Annotated in this window: 13 protein-coding genes; 9 read left to right on the forward strand and 4 right to left on the reverse strand. The window is 42.6% G+C overall.

The window, feature by feature from the left end; translation table 11 throughout:
• Positions 1-50: 50 nt before the first annotated feature.
• On the forward strand, positions 51-659 hold the full coding sequence (locus HCG69_RS19450) for a thiamine diphosphokinase (RefSeq protein ID WP_007483877.1): 609 nt from the start codon (positions 51-53) through the stop codon (positions 657-659).
• Positions 660-983: 324 nt separating this feature from the next.
• Here HCG69_RS19450 and thrC read toward each other — a convergent pair whose 3' ends face one another.
• The 3 genes from thrC to thrA form a co-directional block, all read right to left on the reverse strand.
• Positions 984-2285, reverse strand: coding sequence for a threonine synthase (thrC, locus tag HCG69_RS19455; RefSeq protein WP_025867970.1), 1302 nt, complete (start codon positions 2283-2285; stop codon positions 984-986).
• A 121-nt stretch (positions 2286-2406) separates the two neighbouring features.
• Positions 2407-3630, reverse strand: a complete 1224-nt coding sequence (locus HCG69_RS19460; RefSeq protein ID WP_221651394.1) for a cofactor-independent phosphoglycerate mutase — start codon at positions 3628-3630, stop codon at positions 2407-2409.
• Between the two features lie 100 nt (positions 3631-3730).
• On the reverse strand, positions 3731-6166 hold the full coding sequence (gene thrA, locus HCG69_RS19465; RefSeq protein WP_002559174.1) for a bifunctional aspartate kinase/homoserine dehydrogenase I: 2436 nt from the start codon (positions 6164-6166) through the stop codon (positions 3731-3733).
• Positions 6167-6560: 394 nt separating this feature from the next.
• Here thrA and HCG69_RS19470 point away from each other — a divergent pair, with 394 nt between their 5' ends.
• The 6 genes from HCG69_RS19470 to HCG69_RS19495 all read left to right on the forward strand — a co-directional run bounded on the left by HCG69_RS19470 (position 6561) and on the right by HCG69_RS19495 (position 12622).
• Positions 6561-7598 (forward strand): asparaginase, encoded by a 1038-nt coding sequence (locus tag HCG69_RS19470; protein ID WP_007483874.1) that lies wholly within the window; start codon positions 6561-6563, stop codon positions 7596-7598.
• Between the two features lie 231 nt (positions 7599-7829).
• Entirely contained in the window at positions 7830-9197 is a 1368-nt protein-coding gene (gene radA, locus HCG69_RS19475) for a DNA repair protein RadA (RefSeq protein WP_002559172.1), read from the forward strand.
• Between the two features lie 40 nt (positions 9198-9237).
• The gene (locus HCG69_RS19480) at positions 9238-9624 is read left to right on the forward strand and encodes a GxxExxY protein (RefSeq protein ID WP_221651395.1); all 387 of its coding nucleotides are present in this window, start codon (positions 9238-9240) and stop codon (positions 9622-9624) included.
• A 37-nt stretch (positions 9625-9661) separates the two neighbouring features.
• Positions 9662-11278 carry an NAD(P)/FAD-dependent oxidoreductase gene (locus HCG69_RS19485; RefSeq protein WP_221651396.1) on the forward strand — a complete coding sequence of 539 codons (1617 nt, stop codon included), beginning with the start codon at positions 9662-9664 and terminating at the stop codon, positions 11276-11278.
• 17 nt (positions 11279-11295) lie between these two features.
• Entirely contained in the window at positions 11296-12024 is a 729-nt protein-coding gene (locus tag HCG69_RS19490) for a hypothetical protein (RefSeq protein ID WP_221651397.1), read from the forward strand.
• A 4-nt stretch (positions 12025-12028) separates the two neighbouring features.
• The gene (locus tag HCG69_RS19495) at positions 12029-12622 is read left to right on the forward strand and encodes a response regulator transcription factor (RefSeq protein ID WP_007483870.1); all 594 of its coding nucleotides are present in this window, start codon (positions 12029-12031) and stop codon (positions 12620-12622) included.
• Here the strand turns inward: HCG69_RS19495 and HCG69_RS19500 are convergent.
• A complete protein-coding gene (locus HCG69_RS19500) occupies positions 12619-13362 on the reverse strand; it encodes a phosphatase PAP2 family protein (protein ID WP_223381818.1) in 744 nt (247 codons plus the stop codon). The two genes, HCG69_RS19495 and HCG69_RS19500, sit on opposite strands and share 4 nt — an antisense overlap.
• A gap of 821 nt (positions 13363-14183) precedes the next feature.
• Here HCG69_RS19500 and HCG69_RS19505 point away from each other — a divergent pair.
• On the forward strand, positions 14184-15620 hold the full coding sequence (locus HCG69_RS19505) for a polysaccharide lyase 6 family protein (protein WP_002559166.1): 1437 nt from the start codon (positions 14184-14186) through the stop codon (positions 15618-15620).
• An 86-nt stretch (positions 15621-15706) separates the two neighbouring features.
• Positions 15707-18121, forward strand: a complete 2415-nt coding sequence (locus tag HCG69_RS19510) for a TonB-dependent receptor (protein ID WP_221651398.1) — start codon at positions 15707-15709, stop codon at positions 18119-18121.
• The last annotated feature ends 358 nt before the right edge of the window (positions 18122-18479 follow it).

Below are 18479 nucleotides of genomic sequence, written 5' to 3' on the forward strand. Positions count from 1 at the left end.
CAGAAAAAAGTACGGAATGCGTTTTACATCTCTCTTATTTACAAATGAATATGACAACAGAAGCAGTTATTCTCGGTAATGGTGATTATCCTTCACATCCATATCCACTGAATGTATTATCACAAGCTCCATACGTAGTTTGCTGCGACGGCGCTGCCAACGAGTATATTCGCCGGGGCTTTCGTCCGGATGCTATTATCGGAGACGGAGATTCGCTCTCTCCCGAAAATCGGGAACGGTTTGCCGGAATCTTCCACCGTGTGAACGATCAGGAAACAAATGATCAGACCAAAGCCATCCGTTTTTTGCAGGCACAAGGAAAACGGCAGATCATCATTGTAGGAGCTACAGGCAAACGTGAAGATCACACATTGGGTAACATCAGCCTGTTAATAGACTACATGCAGGAAGGGCTTCAGGTGCAAATGATAACAGATCATGGTATCTTTATCCCCGCTTGTAACACACAGGTATTCACTTCACAACCGGGACAACAGGTTTCTATTTTCAACTTCGGAGCAACGGGATTACAGGGAGAAGGATTAGCCTATCCGCTAAGCGATTTCAGTAATTGGTGGCAAGGCACCTTGAATGAAACCACAGAATATGAATTTTGTATTCATGCAACAGGAAAATACCTTGTATTTATAAACTTCTGAGTGCTTCCCGCACGGGGAAGTAAGACGAGCGATGATTGCAGGTTGTTGTGTAATATTACTTCCTGCGTACTATCCGAAGTGCTAAAAAGAGAACCTGTAATATGCTGACTATCAATATATAAATAGAGCAATTTTCTCCTCGGAGCCGAGCAGCTTTCTCCTCGGTGCCGAAGGGATTCCTCCCCGGAGCCGAGCCCCCTCTTCCCCGGAGCCGAGCAAGGCACGCGACTCCGGGGGAGTATCTAATGTAAAACAATATAACTTTATTGAAGGCTTTCCTTGAGTCTCACTCAGGTACTTTTCAGGCATCCGGCATCTTTGTTTTTAAAGAGCAAGCAGGTAATTCTTGAAATCAACAAACTCCTTTGTCATCGGCAAACTCTTCTTCTCACCTTTCATGAAGGCTTGCAGCTTAGCAGGAATCTCTACTTTATCTCCAACAATTCCTTCTACTGTATCCAGGAACTTAGCCGGATGTGCTGTTTCAAGAAACACACCGGTTTCTCCGGGCTTCAACCCCTCTTCAAGGGCACGATAACCACAGGCTCCATGCGGATCAAGCAGGTAATGAGTATCTTCATACGTTTTCTTTACCGTTTCACGGATTTGTTCATCGGTATAGGTTGTACCGGTTATCTCAGCCGAAATAGCAGCATGCGAACCACCATAAAGATCGAGTACACGGGCAAAGTTACTCGGATCGCCCACATCCATGGCATTTGCAATAGTGGCAACGGATGGACGCGGATTATACTTACCCGTTTGCAGATACTGATAGAAAATATCATTCTTATTATTAGCAGCGATAAAGCGTTTCACGGGTAACCCCATCTTTTTGCCAAAGAGTCCGGCTGTGATATTACCAAAGTTACCACTGGGCACACAGATCACGGCATTATCCGCTTTCCCAGCTTTCTTCAATTGTGCATAGGCATAGAAATAATAGAACGCCTGAGGCAGAAAGCGGGCCACATTAATAGAGTTGGCACTAGTCAGTTGCATATGTTCATTCAGTTCCTTATCCATAAAGGCAGACTTCACAAGCGCCTGGCAATCATCAAAAGTACCATCCACTTCGAGAGCGGTAATATTCTGTCCTAAGGTAGTGAACTGCTTTTCCTGTATTTCACTGACTTTCCCTTTGGGATAAAGCACATAGACATGAATACCGTCTACTCCGAGGAAGCCATTGGCAACCGCACTACCGGTATCACCGGAAGTAGCTACAAGTACATTCACCTGCTTTTTGCCCTCTTTACGGATAAAGTAACCCAGCAAACGTGCCATGAAGCGGCCACCTACATCTTTAAAGGCAAGCGTAGGACCGTGGAACAATTCGAGTGAATAGATATTATCTTTCACATGTACCAACGGCACATCAAAGTTCAATGTATCATAGACAATCTGTTTCAACGTATCTGCCGGAACGTCTTCTCCAAAGAAAGCATCGGCTACGCGATAGGCTATCTCCTGAAAAGTAAGCGTATCAATGGTGTCATAAAACTCCTGAGGCAGTGGTTTAATCATTTCGGGCATAAAGAGCCCTTTATCGGCAGCCAAGCCCTTCACTACAGCTTCTTCAAGAGTAGCAACAGGAGCCTGACGGTTAGTGCTGTAATATTTCATAAGTGGTATTTTAAATTTAGTTTATACTGAGTTAGTGATGAGTGATAAGTGATTAGTGCTGTGCAGCGTCAGTGCCATTGCGCAAGCCCACTATCAACTGTCAATTGTCAACTGTCAATTGTCAACTCTTCACGGGTAGTGCCATAAATTCGTTAATAAATTCATCTGCCTTCATCAGCCCATACACCCCGTCACAAGCGGCCACTTCGTCATAGGTCTGCACTTCGTCCGGTGTAATACCCGGATACCAGATAAGAAACGGAATAGGTTCGTTGGTATGGGTACGAAGTTCGCAAGGGGTAGGATGATCGGGCAATACAGCAATGGCTACCGGTTCGTCCCAATCCTTCACAGCTTCATAGATAGGGCCAACAGCACGGCTATCCAGGTTTTCAATTGTAAGAAGCTTCAACGGAATATCTCCTTCATGCCCCGCCTCATCACTGGCTTCGATATGGAGATAGACGAAGTCATCCGTCTTCAATGCTTCCAGTGCAGCTGCCACTTTGTTTTCATAATTCGTATTATAAAGTCCGGTTGCTCCTTCCACCGCAATACGGCGAAGTCCGGCATAGTATCCGATCCCATTTATCAGATCGACCGCCGAAATAACAGCTCCTCTTTTCACCTGAGGGAAAGTATCGGAAAAGGCATCCATTTGCGGACGGTATCCCGGGCTCCAGGGCCAGATACTATTGGCAGGATCTTTGCCTTCGGCCATACGTTTCAGATTCAGCGGATGATTCTTCAGCAGTTCCTGCGACTTTAAGATCAGTTCATTAATAAGATCTGCTGTCTCCCGGGCTTCCGGCACTAACGGTTTCACCATCAAAGGGCGAAAAGGCTTTAAAGGTACGTCATGAGGCGGCGTACAATCCAGCTGTTTATTTCCGTCTTTGATGACCAACAGATGACGATATTGAACACCGGTATGGAAACGTACGCGATCATTGCTTAAATGTTCCTGCAGATATTGAATCAGCACATCGGCTTCTTCAGTAGAAATATGTCCGGCAGAATGATTTTTTATATTATCTCCTTCAATACAGATGATATTGCAACGCATCGCCATCTCTCCCGGTTGAAGTTCCACACCGATACTTGCTGCCTCGAGCGGACCGCGTCCTTCATATACCTTCGGAAGATCATATCCCAATACCGACATATTGGCTACTTCACTACCGGGATGAAAACCATCCGCTACGGTCATCAGCCGTCCATTACGCCCCATGCGGGCGAGCTTATCCATATAAGGCGTTTTCGCATATTGCAGGAGCGTCTTGTCTCCCAATGACTTTACAGGCCAGTCGGCCATGCCGTCACCTAATATAATGATATGCTTCATTTTCTTAATTGACAATTGGCAGTGGACAATTGACAATTAACAAACCAACTGCAACAAAGCGCAGCAACTGTCAATTGTCAATTGTCAACTGTCCACTAAATTAAACGTTCGCTATACTCATAATATCCGCAAAGACTCCCGCTGCCGTCACACCTGCACCGGCACCATATCCCTGAATCATCATCGGATACTCTTTATAACGCTCTGTTGTGAGCAGGATAATATTGTTACTGCCTTCCAGTCCGTAGAACGGATGATTGGCCCCTACTTCCTGTAAGCCCACAGAAGCCTTCCCGTTTTCGAGCGTAGCAACAAAACGCCAGTGTTTATTTTCTTTCTCCAATACCTGACGACGGGCTTCAAAGTCTGCATCCAGACTCGGAACACGCTTCCAGAAATCATCCAACGATCCTTCAAAGAAATCATTCGGGACAAAAAGATTCTTCTCTACATCTTCCTGCTCCAGTTTATATCCGGCTTCACGTGCCAGAATCACCAGCTTACGAATCACATCTTTACCACTCAGGTCGATACGTGGGTCCGGTTCGGAATAACGCTCTTCCTGTGCCATCTTTATCGTACGGCTAAATGGGATATCAGCACTGATCTTATTGAATATATAGTTCAACGTACCGCTCAGCACAGCTTCAATCTTTAATATCTTGTCGCCACTATGAATCAGGTCATTGATTGTATTAATGATAGGAAGCCCTGCCCCTACGTTCGTCTCAAACAGATATTTCACACCACGCTGACGGGCTATCTGCTTCAATTCGCGATAGTTCTCGTATTTGGAGGAAGCAGCAATCTTATTGGCAGCCACTACCGACACATTGTGCAGCAACAGATCTTTATAAAGCGAGGCTACATCCGGACTGGCAGTACAATCCACAAATACAGAATTGAAAATATTCATGCCGATAATCTCATCACGAAGAGACTCAAGCGTACTTTCGGTACCTTTCGCTTCCAACTCTTCCCGGTAATTAGCCAGGTCAAAACCCTGACGGCTGAACATGGCTTTCGTAGCGTCGGCAATACCTACCACATGGAGTTTCAACCCGTTTTCTACTTTCAGCTTTTCCTGCTGACAGCGGATCTGTTCTATCAGGCTACCTCCTACCGTACCAATACCACAGATAAAGAGATTCAGCACCTGATATTCGGACAGGAAGAATGAATCATGAATCACATTCAATGATTTGCGCAATGATTTAGAGTCAACTACAAATGAAATATTTGTTTCCGAAGCTCCCTGTGCACAAGCTATCACATTAATACCATTACGTCCCAATGTACCGAACAATTTACCGGCAATACCCGGTGTGTGCTTCATGTTCTCACCCACAATTGCTACGGTAGCCAGATTTTTCTCTGCCTGAATAGGAGATATCTCACCCATTTCTATCTCTTTGGCGAACTCCTCATTCAACACTTCACAAGCCAGATCGGCGTCGGCATTACGCACACCGATGGAAGTACTGTTCTCAGAAGAAGCCTGAGACACAAGAAATACGCTGATACCATTCTTTGCCAGAGCCTTAAAGATACGATAGTTAACACCAATAACACCCACCATACCAAGACCTTGCACAGTAATCAGGCTGGTGTCATTGATAGAAGAGATACCTTTAATCGCTTTCGTTTGCGGATCGGAAACCTCTTGTTTGATAACCGTGCCCGTACCTTCGGGATTGAATGTATTCTTTATTAATATAGGTATATTCTTATGACAAACCGGGTAAATAGTAGGCGGATATACCACTTTGGCACCGAAGTTACAAAGTTCGGTAGCTTCCACATAACTCAGTTCGTTGATAGTATAAGCAGTAGAAATCACACGTGGATCGGCTGTCATGAATCCATCTACATCGGTCCATATCTCCAGGCTATCAGCATCCAGAGCAGCAGCAATGATGGCCGCTGTATAATCCGAACCACCCCGTCCAAGGTTGGTAACATCCCCCGTCACCTTGTCCGATGAAATGAATCCCGGTACCAGCGATACTTGCGGAATCACCCGGAAAGCCTCTTTCACCAATTGATGCGTCAGTTCAGTGTCAAGTGTGTGTTTGGAATGTTTTCTTTCTGTCTTTATAAAAGTGCGCGAGTCAAACCATTGGGCACCTTCAATCAGCTGCGCTACAATGATAGAAGAGAGGCGTTCGCCATAACTAACAATGGTATCCGATGTTTTTGCAGAAAGGTCTTTTATCAGATAAATACCCTGAAAAATATCTTTCAGCTCATTGAGCAGTTCACCTACCTGACGTTGCAACGAAGCCTGATATTCACCTGCGGGAACCACTTCTTTAATCATCTCCACGTGGCGATAAACAATTTCGCGGAACTCACCTTCGTAGGCCGAATCACCTACAGCGGCCATTTTAGAGGTATTAATCAACTTATCGGTAATGCCGCCCAATGCGGAAACAACTACAATAACCGGTTCTCCGGCCGACTCTACTATTCTCTTTACGCTTAAAATGCTGTTCACGGAACCTACGGATGTTCCGCCGAATTTCATTACTTTCATGCAGATACTTTATATTTTCAATGCTTCCTTTTCCGGAAACAATGGTTTATTTACAACTAAAATACTAAATTTGAATTTGCTTACTTCCTGTAAGCGTGATTCACGTAGAAACACAAATACTATCCCTCAACCCCTAAGGGTCATGGTGCACATGGATGTGACTGTATGCGGATAGTACTTCATCATAGTCATTGTTTCTCGTTACTATTTGATAAGATGTCGCAAAAGTAACAATAAAAACATTCAATCTATCACTTTTTGCGATAATTTTCTAATAAAAAGATTTTCCCTGTGGAGCAGTGACAAATTAGCGCGTTGTACTTTTCTGACATTTTGTTATAAAATATAAGATATATAATTATCTTTGCAGTATTCAATTGCATAAAATACGCTTATGAACCCTTCAAATACTTCCGTATTGTTAATATACACCGGTGGCACGATTGGAATGATAGAAAATGCCGAAACCGGAGCACTGGAGAACTTCAACTTTGAACAGTTGCAGAAGCACGTCCCCGAACTTCAGAAATCAAACTGTAGCATTGATTCTTACCAGTTTGATCCTCCAATGGACTCATCGGACATGGAACCCGAAGCATGGCGGAAGCTGGTACGAATCATTTACGATACATACGAGCGGTATAATGGTTTCGTTATCCTGCATGGTACGGACACAATGGCTTTCACAGCCTCAGCATTGAGCTTCATGCTCGAAGGATTAAGTAAACCGGTCATTCTCACAGGCTCACAACTGCCTATCGGAGTATTGCGTACAGACGGTAAGGAAAACCTGATGACGAGCATAGAAATAGCTGCTGCTCAGGACAAACATGGTAATCCACTTGTACCTGAAGTATGTATCTTCTTTGAAAATCATCTGATGCGGGGCAATCGTACTACCAAAATGAATGCTGAAAACTTCAATGCTTTCCGTTCTTTCAACTATCCGATACTGGCAGAGGTGGGAATACATATCAAATACAATTATTCTGTTATCCATACCATTCAGGAAAAGCAGGAACTGAAACCACATTATTTGCTCGACACCAACATTGCCGTATTAAAACTCTTTCCCGGCATACATGAGAATGTAGTAGCAGCCACACTTACCATCGACGGATTAAGAGCCGTGGTATTAGAAACCTATGGCTCGGGCAATGCCCCCCGTAAGCAATGGTTCCTCCGCCTGCTACGTGAAGCAAGCACACGAGGAATTGTGATAGTCAACGTCACTCAATGTAGTGCCGGAACGGTGGAAATGGAACGATATGAAACCGGTTATCATTTGTTGGAATCGGGCATTGTCAGCGGATACGACAGCACCACCGAGTCCGCTGTCACCAAACTGATGTTCCTGCTGGGACACGGCTACAGCCCTGAGGAAGTGAGAGAACGAATGGCACGCCCCCTAGCGGGAGAGATTACATTATAGCCCACTACCGTTTTCACTACAGAGGACGCAGAGGACACAGAGTTATTAAAATCTTAACGGTTGTTAGGGACTAATGATTCCAATACTTAAAACTCTGTGTCCTCTGCGCCCTCTGTGGTGAAAACGATGGTGAATTTATGACTAATATTAAATAAAACTCTGTGAGACTCTGCATTTTTCTGTGGTGAATTTATTACTTTTGTCCATCTTATAAAGTAAAGGACAAAAAGAATGGCCAAAGAGAAAACCGTATATGTATGCAGCAATTGTGGACAGGACTCTCCCAAATGGGTAGGAAAATGTCCTTCGTGTGGCGAATGGAACACCTATGTAGAAGAGATAGTCCGGAAAGAACCTACAAACCGCCGCCCCGTATCGGGCATAAATACAGCCAAAGCCAAACCTATTACTTTAAATGAAATAGAAGCAGATGACGAGCCACGTATCGACATGCACGACGAAGAGTTAAACCGTGTGTTAGGCGGTGGTCTTGTCCCGGGTTCACTGGTACTGATAGGTGGTGAACCGGGCATCGGGAAATCGACTCTTGTACTTCAAACAGTACTGCGTATGCCCGAAAGACGTGTCCTTTATATCTCCGGCGAAGAGAGCGCCCGGCAATTAAAATTACGTGCCGATCGCCTGACAACTGCTTCCAGTGATTGCCTCATCGTGTGTGAAACCTCTCTGGAGCAGATCTATGTACATATCAAAAATACCAATCCCGATTTAGTCATCATAGACTCTATACAAACCATTTCTACAGAGAATATCGAATCTTCTCCCGGTAGCATTGCACAGGTACGTGAATGTTCGGCATCCATTCTCCGTTTTGCCAAAGAAACACATACGCCGGTACTGCTTATCGGACATATCAACAAGGAAGGCAGTATTGCCGGACCAAAGGTACTGGAACATATCGTAGATGCCGTACTTCAGTTTGAAGGCGATCAGCATTATATGTATCGTATCCTGCGAAGTATTAAAAACCGCTTTGGAAGTACAGCAGAACTGGGTATTTATGAAATGCGGCAAGACGGGCTCCGACAAGTCAGTAACCCGTCGGAATTGCTCCTTTCGCAAGACCACGAAGGTATGAGCGGTGTAGCTATTGCCTCTGCCATCGAAGGGGTACGCCCATTTTTGATTGAAACACAGGCATTGGTCAGCTCTGCCGTATATGGTAACCCGCAACGCTCTGCCACAGGTTTCGATCTTCGCCGTATGAATATGCTGTTGGCTGTACTCGAAAAACGGGTAGGCTTTAAACTGGCACAAAAAGACGTATTTCTCAACATTGCCGGAGGACTGAAAGTGAATGATCCCGCCATTGATCTTGCCGTTATCAGCGCTATCCTCTCCTCCAACATGGATGCATCTATCGAACCGGAAGTTTGCATGGCCGGTGAGATCGGACTATCCGGTGAAATACGCCCGGTAAACCGGATCGAACAACGCATCGGTGAAGCAGAAAAGTTAGGATTTAAACGCATCCTGTTACCTAAGCATAATCTGCAAGGAATTGATACAAAGAAAATAAAGATAGAGTTGGTACCGGTAAGGAAGGTGGAAGAAGCATTCAGGACACTATTCGGATGATAATAAAACGCAAATTAACGCAGATTAACGCAAAGAAAAGATGGTTTTTATAGATAAAGAAACAAACGACTTGTCATATAAGATAATTGGATGTGCATACAATGTACATAAAGAATTAGGACCAGGATTATTAGAAAGTGCGTATGAAACTTGTTTATGTTACGAACTCAGTAAAATAGAAATTAATTATGAAAAGCAAAAAGGATTGCCCATCATATATAAAGATGTAGCACTTGACTGTGGTTACCGAATCGATATCTTGGTCGAGAATAAGATTGTTATAGAATTAAAAACGGTCGAAAAGCTCTTGCCCATACACACAGCACAAATAATGACCTACTTAAAATTAAGTAATAAGCATTTAGGACTTCTTTTCAACTTCTATAATGCAAACCTTCAAAATGGAATTAAAAGATATGTTTTATAATCTGCGAAAATCCGCGTTAATTTGCGTTTAAATTATTATGATACAAGAATATCAGTTACGTCTACTCCCCGAAATAGCTGCCAACGAGCAGCGATTAAAGGAATATTTATCAAAAGAAAAAGGATTAAGTTTTAAGAATATTACTGCTACACGTATTCTGAAACGAAGTATTGATGCGCGGCAACGTACTATTTTTATCAATCTGAAGGTACGGGCCTATATTAATGAAATGCCTGCGGATGATGAATACGAACGAACCGTATATAATAATGTGGAAGGCAAGCCACAGGTTATTATAGTGGGTGCAGGTCCTGGCGGACTATTTGCAGCTCTGAGACTTATTGAATCAGGGCTTCGCCCCATTGTGGTAGAGCGTGGAAAAGATGTACGCGAACGTAAAAAAGATCTCGCACTGATAAGCCGGGAACACGCTGTAAATCCGGAATCAAATTATAGTTTCGGAGAAGGAGGTGCAGGAGCCTATTCTGACGGAAAACTTTATACCCGAAGTAAAAAACGGGGAAATGTAGACAAAATACTAAATGTATTCTGCCAGCATGGAGCTTCTACTGCAATTCTTGCCGACGCACATCCGCATATCGGTACAGACAAACTGCCACGAGTCATTGAAAACATGCGTAATACCATTATCAATTGTGGAGGTGAAGTGCATTTTGAGACACGAATGGATGCACTGATCATCGAGAACGAGGAGGTAAAAGGTATTGAAACAAATACAGGAAAAACATTTCTCGGTCCGGTAATACTGGCTACAGGACATTCGGCACGTGATGTATATCGCTGGCTGGCAACCAACAACGTAACGCTTGAGGCAAAAGGAATAGCCGTTGGTGTCCGTCTGGAGCATCCTGCAGAATTGATAGACCAGATACAGTATCACAATAAAAACGGTCGGGGAAAGTACTTGCCTGCTGCCGAATATAGCTTCGTAACACAGGTAGAAGGACGAGGTGTATACAGTTTCTGTATGTGTCCCGGTGGTTTTATCGTTCCTGCTGCCAGCGGACCCGAACAGGTGGTAGTCAACGGAATGTCTCCTTCCAACCGTGGTTCACGATGGAGCAATTCAGGAATGGTGATAGAGGTACAACCGGAAGACTTAGACAATGGACAGTGGACAATGGACAATGGACAGTCAGCTACACAATCCAACTGTCAATTGTCAACTGTCAATTGTCAACTCCTAAAAGTGTTGCATTTTCAGGAAGAACTGGAACGGCAAGCCTGGTTACAGGGAGGAATGAAGCAAACGGCTCCGGCACAACGCATGATGGACTTTACGCGGAAGAAACTGAGCTATGATTTACCGGACTCCTCTTATAGTCCGGGATTGATATCTTCACCCTTACACTTCTGGATGCCGGAATTTATCAGTAAACGTTTGTCACAAGGCTTTCAGCAATTCGGACGGATGAGTCACGGTTTTCTTACCAACGAGGCAGTGATGATCGGAGTAGAAACACGTACTTCTTCCCCTGTGCGTATTGTACGTGACAAAGATACGCTGCAGCATGTAACAGTCCGCGGCTTATTCCCTTGTGGTGAAGGAGCAGGATATGCGGGAGGAATTGTATCTGCGGGAGTTGACGGAGAACGGTGCGCAGAAGCTGTTGCAAACTATTTAAATCATTAATTCAATAATTGAGAGTTATGAAGAACATTATTTATTCTCTTACTATAGGAGCAATTCTCCTATTTAAATCATTGTCATTTAATTGTTATGCTCAATCCGATACCACCTTTCTATCTAAAAATGAAAACAGAAAGGTATATATCGAAAACAACAGAAAATCAGAAGTTTTTCAAAAATTACTCGACCCTACAATTCAAGAAAAAGCCTATCCGGAACTAAGACAATACGGACTGGAAGAACTGAAAGAAAGCGAGAAGATATTAAAGCAGGCTCATCCACAAACTATTACAAAACATAATTTATATGAACTACCGGAAGATTGGATCGCTCTCCATTCTTACAAAGGGAAATACTATGTTTATTCTCCATGCCAAATAGATACTCCTACAAACCGTTGGTTGACGGATTCTTGCCTTTACTATAAATACCTGGACGGTCCTTTTCCTGTAATCATTAAATCAGTGGAAAAGAAATCTGATAATCTATATGATATAAAATTATGGAATGTCATTCAACATCCGGATAACAGTCAGGCTTTGGATGAATTACAAATCCACATCATTGATAAGAAAAGAAAAATTTCTATTTGGGAATATAAAAGTTATCAAGGTGAGTCAACCTATGAACTGCTAATACCGAGGAAATCAGCACAGCATTTCGATTTAATCGTTTGTGACTGCCAAGACTTAGATAGTGAATTTGATTTTGATTCCATAGATTTTCCAAACCTTATTTTATCTCATTAAACCTATGAACCACAAACCAGAAATCGCTATCGTTGAAGCGAATACACTTACAGCACTCGGTCTGAAAATGATATTGGAAGAGATTATTCCAATGGCAATTATACGAACTTTCCATAGTTTTGGTGAGCTAACGGATGACACACCCGACATGTATGCGCACTATTTTATAGGCGCACAAGTATATGTGGAGCACAATGCCTTTTTTCTGCCCCGGAAAAAGAAAACAATTGTTCTGGCAGGAGAAAGCCACTCTCTCCAACTATCTGCCGTACGCGTACTGAACATTTATCAATCGGAAGAGCAGTTGGTGAAAGACATTCTGAAACTTCACCAACATGCTCACCACGACGGACATCCGGCTGAAGCCATACCACCAATGCCGGTTATTGAGCATGAATTGTCTGCACGGGAGATCGAGGTACTTGTATTGATAACCAAAGGGTTCATCAATAAAGAGATAGCCGATAAACTAAATATCAGTCTGACCACTGTTATCACCCATCGGAAAAACATTACAGAGAAATTGGGTATCAAATCCGTCTCCGGGCTAACAATTTATGCCGTAATGAACGGCTATGTAGAGGCTGACCGGATTTAAAAACGTACAACGATCATACCACCGTATTCCTTTGAAAAATGATTGTAATAAGGAGAAGCAGCCAGATTAACTCTGCTCTTTTTCTTATCCAATCCAAACAATTTCTTTTCAAAAGGCAGGAGCCAGTATCCGATCCGTGCACTTAATATACCAATTCCCGCACCGGCCAGAACATCATTGCACCAATGTCGTTCATTATAAAGTCGCAGGAAGGCTACTCCACAGGCAATAGTATATGCACCTATACCATAAAGCGGAGAGGAATCTTTATACTCCATCCGTACCAACTCAGCTCCCATAAAAACAGTGGCTGTATGCCCCGAAGGAAAGGAATTAAAAGCTGTTCCGTCCGGACGTTGTTCATCTACCGCCCATTTCACCGCATTGACCATAATCCCCATAGCTGCATAAGAAGTGGCAGTAATCAATACACGATCCACATAACTATGCTTAGCCTTTGCTCCCAGCAGACTTAATCCGAAGTTTGCAATAACGGGTACATATTGTATATAATCATCGGCATGAAAATAGCGTCCATTGCGCCATCCGGCAATATCATCACGCACTTCCCTATTCAGAGATCTCAACCAGGGATTGGCCACCCCAAGTGCTCCTACAGTGATGAGTGAAGCAGGTAGTATTAATTGTGAAGGACGGAAAGAATAGCCCCGTTCAGTGATTTTCAGAGAGTCTGTCGAAGCCGTTTGTGCCCACAACTGAAACGGGTATAGTAATATCATAAGAAGAAAAAACAATTTGATTTTCATCTTTTATTGTTGTAAATAAAATGAATACTGAATGTTAACTGTCGCTTTGCATTTCTGTCTCAGAAACACAACAGGTCACATCCGCTTCGGCCTTTACAACTTCAAAAAGAGGAAAGCAAAACAAGATCCGCCCCATTGCATTCCCCCCGGTCATATAAAAATTCTTGGTCGTTTTTTCTATAAGAGAAATGCTAATGAGTTATTTCTAACTGTTATATGTCACTCTATCTGATCTATACCATAGGCTATGTGTTTTAAAGAGAGGTTAATAAAAAAAGTGTGTTCCCGACACTATCCAGACTATAGTTAGGTACGACCAAGTAACCTATGACCGACTGAATATATCGATGGAACACACCCTGTTTCAGGGCGCATCCACAAAGCATATTCTTTCGGTCTGTTAAATTTGGTCGTTTCACTATAGAAAGAATGACAATGCAAACACTCCGTATCTTGTTTTTTTATCTTTAAATAAAGACTCTACTTTATTCAATGTTTATCGAAAGACAAAAATAAGAATATCTTTCTTTATAGACAAACTTTATTTGTATAATCCTTATAAATCGGATACCGGAGTAAGTCCCCCTAATTTCAGATTTGCATATACCCACAATGCATATTCTGTTATTTCAATGTATATTCGGAATATTTTTTCTAAATTCCGCGATAACTCCTTACCTCATATGTATAACAAACAAATATTGAGTTATATCTTACAGAAAGCGATATAATATTGCAAGCTTGCAGCCAGAGAGTTTTGTACCTTAGCATCCTAAAATTATAGATTGATTATTATGAGAAAATTATTGTTACTGCTAGTAATTCTGAGTTGTAACCCTCTTCTGGCAAAAAAGTACTATTTCACCCCCGGGGAGAGTGAATCTTTAAAAAGAATATTAAGTGAAGGGAAACTACTCCCTGGTGACGAAGTCATTCTTAAAGACGGAGTTTTCAAAAATCTGCAGAAAGTGCTCTTCCAGGCAAAAGGAACTGTACAGGATTCAATAAAACTGAAAGCCGAGCACCCCGGAAAAACAATCATATCGGGTGCATTGGATTTTAAAGTCTATGGCGAATATCTGCAAATAGAAGGTTTGTGTTTTCTGAAAGCATGGGCATTGTCTTTCAATATGATTGATTTTCAGAAAGAAACAGGGAAGTATGCTTCACACTGCCGTTTCACCAATTGCGTGATTGATGACTGTAACGACCCCAACAAGAGCGAACAGCCTGCAACGAACGGACAGCAACCCGCCTCCGTGAGCGAATACTGGCTCGGACTCCGAGGCGAAAACAACCGGGTAGACCATTGTTACTTTGCCAACAAACGAATTGGCGGATTGGTACTGCAAGTATGGCTCGACAAAGACAATCACCTGAATAACCACCAGATAGATCACAATCTGTTCGGCACGCGTAAACCCTATGGTGGAAACGGCGCCGAGATCATTCGCATCGGGCATTCATGGTCTTCTCAACTGGAATCACGCACCGTTGTCGAAAACAATGTATTTCTGCACTGTGACGGAGAAAGTGAAATCATTTCGGTAAAATCGTGTCATAATGTACTTCGCCGAAATCTGTTTTACGAGTCAAGAGGAGGTCTGGTATGCCGGCATGGTCATTACAATGTGCTCGAATCCAACACCTTTATCGGTAACAATATAAAAGGTACAGTAGGAATCCGCATTATCAACCAGGGACATACTGTATATGATAACTATATGAGTAAACTGAATGGTTTCGGCCTGTTGGTACGTATTGGCGTCTTTGAAAAACCTACTGCTGATACAGACATAAAAAAAGAACCGCTGACCTCCTACCACCGGGTAGAAAATGTAGATATCGCCTATAACCATTTTATCAACTGCCGGGTATTGGAATTCGGTTCGGGCAAAGGAGATAAAGCACCCCGTAACCTACGTTTTGCCAACAATACCATCTACAACTCAACTCCGAATGTGAGAGTCTTTCAACCGGAAGAGGTTATGCCGGGTATTACTTTCCTGGATAATACTTATTATTTTGAAAATAAAGAGCCAATCGGGCTACCCGGATTTATGGAAGGTAAAATACCAGATACCCTCTTAGCTTTAGAGAATGAAAAAGTAGAAAAATCTATCAACGGAATAGGTCCGGTGTGGTATGCGCCCAATACTGCTGAGATAACTTATATAAGGAATAAAGCGCTTCCCGCACGGGGAGATACGGCAAGCAATGTTAATTATTAAAACGCAGATAATTTGCATAATCCTAATAAATGAGGATTGTGTAACTGATAAGTTTCCCGTTCCTTTGCAAGCAAAATAAGATTATGATGAAAAGAAACAGTATTCTAATTGCTCTAACTCTCTTGACGGCAAGTACCGCTTGGGCCGAAGAAGTACCTAAAGACACGATTAAAGTAGTAGACGTAGAAGAGGTGCTCGTTATCGCATCACCCAAAGAAAACCGCAAACTTCGCGAATTACCCACAGCAAGCACTCTCCTGTCACAGCACGACATGCAAGCCAACCAGGTAACTAATCTGAAAGGCCTGACAGCACTGGTTCCCAACCTGTTTATTCCCGACTATGGTTCAAGGCTTACATCAGCCATTTATATCCGTGGTATCGGTTCACGCATCAACACTCCTTCAGTGGGACTTTATGTAGATAACGTTCCTTATATAGACAAATCAGCCTTCGATTTCAACTATGCGGATATTGAACGTATCGATGTACTTCGTGGACCTCAGGGAACACTATACGGACGTAACACCATGGGAGGACTTATCCGTGTACACACTAAATCGCCATTCAGCTATCAGGGTACAGACCTTAGACTGAGTGCCGGAACTTATGGCAATTATAACGCATCAGTAACTCACTATCACCGTATGTCTGAGCAATTTGCTTTCTCAGTCGGAGGATTCTACGAACATGCAGATGGGTTCTTCAAAAACTCTGCTCTCAACAATAAAAAAATAGACCGTAGTAACGCCGGAGGCGGACGTATCCGTAGTATCTATTTACCGACAGAAAACCTGAAACTCGACTTTAACGTAAATTATGAATATAGCGATCAAGGCGGATATCCATATTTCTATACAGGAAAAGTTAACGAAGAAGAAAGAAAAGAAGATACCCGTAAAGATAAAATCGGACTGATTTCATATAATGACGAAAGTAGCTACTATCGCAGCCTGCTGAATGCAAGTGTCAACATCGAATATCAGGCACAGAACTTCATCTTAAGTGCAGTAACAGGCTATCAACATCTTAAGGACCGGATGTTTCTTGACCAGGATTTTACAGAAAAAGATATTTTTAATCTGGAACAGAAACAGAAATTAAATACCATTTCCGAAGAGATTGTATTCAAATCCAAACCAGGTAGAAGATGGCAATGGGCAACCGGAGCTTTCGGTTTTTACCAATGGTTACACACCAGTGGTCCTGTACTGTTTAAACGGCAAGGCGTGGAAGAAATGATCGAAGATAAAGCCAACGAAAACTTCCCTAATTCACCTATGGCCCCAAGCATGAAAATGACGATTAATAATGAGACACTAAACATAGGAGGAAGTTTTGATACGCCCTCTTTGAGTGGAGCTATCTATCATCAGTCTACTTTCAATGATCTTTTTGTAAAAGGGTTGTCAGCTACCGTTGGGTTACGTTTGGACTATGAAAAAACATCTATGAAATACCGTTCTATCAGCGAACCAATCGATTTCGATTTCAGTATTTCAATGCAACGCCCTCTACTAAACCTTTCAGACCAGCACATGAAAGCCCCTTCCACATTCATTGGAAAGTTAAGCAATGACTATTTGCAATTATTGCCTAAGTTCGCTCTTCAATATGAATGGAAAAAAGGAAACAGTGTATATGCTACAGTTTCACGAGGATATCGTTCAGGAGGATATAATATCCAGATGTTCTCTGACCTGGCTCAGACCGAATTCCAAAGAAACATGATGTATGCAGTCAAAGAGAGTGAAAAAATAGACGATCCACAATATGGGGCAATGATAGACAAAATGATTGATGGAATGATACCTGAGGCAGTCGATGTAAAAGCAGCTACCAGTTACAAACCGGAATACTCATGGAACTATGAAGCCGGTGCACACCTTACTTTATTGGAAAGTCGTTTATGGGCCGACCTTGCAGCTTTCTATATGGATACCCGTGATCAGCAAGTAGCAAAATTCTCGGAAAACGGATTCGGACGTATCACGATTAATGCCGGCAAGAGCCGGAGCTATGGAGCCGAAGCTGCCATACGCGCTGCTATTACCAATGCGCTCGGATTGAATGTGAGTTACGGATATACCTACGCTACATTTACAGATTATGTGACCGAAAAGAAGCAAGGGAAGGAAAAAGTAGATGTTTCTTATAATGGTAATTATGTCCCCTTTGTTCCCAAACATACCCTCAGCGTAGGTGCACAATACATCTTCCGTATCGCCCCACGCCACTGGCTGGACCGCGTACAGGTTAATGCAAATTACAATGCTGCCGGACGTATCTACTGGACAGAAGAAAATAATGTCAGCCAGGCATTTTACGGAACTCTGAACGGACGTGTCAGCCTGGAAAAAGGGAACGGCGTCCTTGCATTCTGGATACGTAATGCATTGGACAAAGAATATCAGGCATTTTATTTTGAATCAATGGGCAATGGATTTATGCAAAAAGGACGTCCCATGCAATTGGGAGTAGATGTACGTTGCCGCTTCTAAAACATAATCGTAATCGTCTAAAAACCAGTATTTTTAAGAGTGTACACTTTTGTTATACAAGAATGTGCACTCTTGTCATACTAAAATGTACATTCTTGCTATACCAAAGTGTACACTTTTGCATTCCTTCATTTTATTTACAAGAAATCATTACATCGAGTTTGTCTAAAATACGCTGTTCATTCTCTGTGTTGTCACATCTTATACCCGATCGATATATATGTCGTAGAGAAACGTAGTGAAACTCTACGAGAATCGGGGCGTTCCTCGTAGAGTTTCGACCCGTTCCTCTACCATTATCTTTGCCATGGAAAACATAGTTCTTTATGAACGTTAATAAGAATAAATTTCTTAATAT

Source organism: Bacteroides sp. K03, assembly GCF_019734355.1.
GTDB classification, from domain to species: Bacteria; Bacteroidota; Bacteroidia; order Bacteroidales; family Bacteroidaceae; genus Bacteroides; species Bacteroides nordii.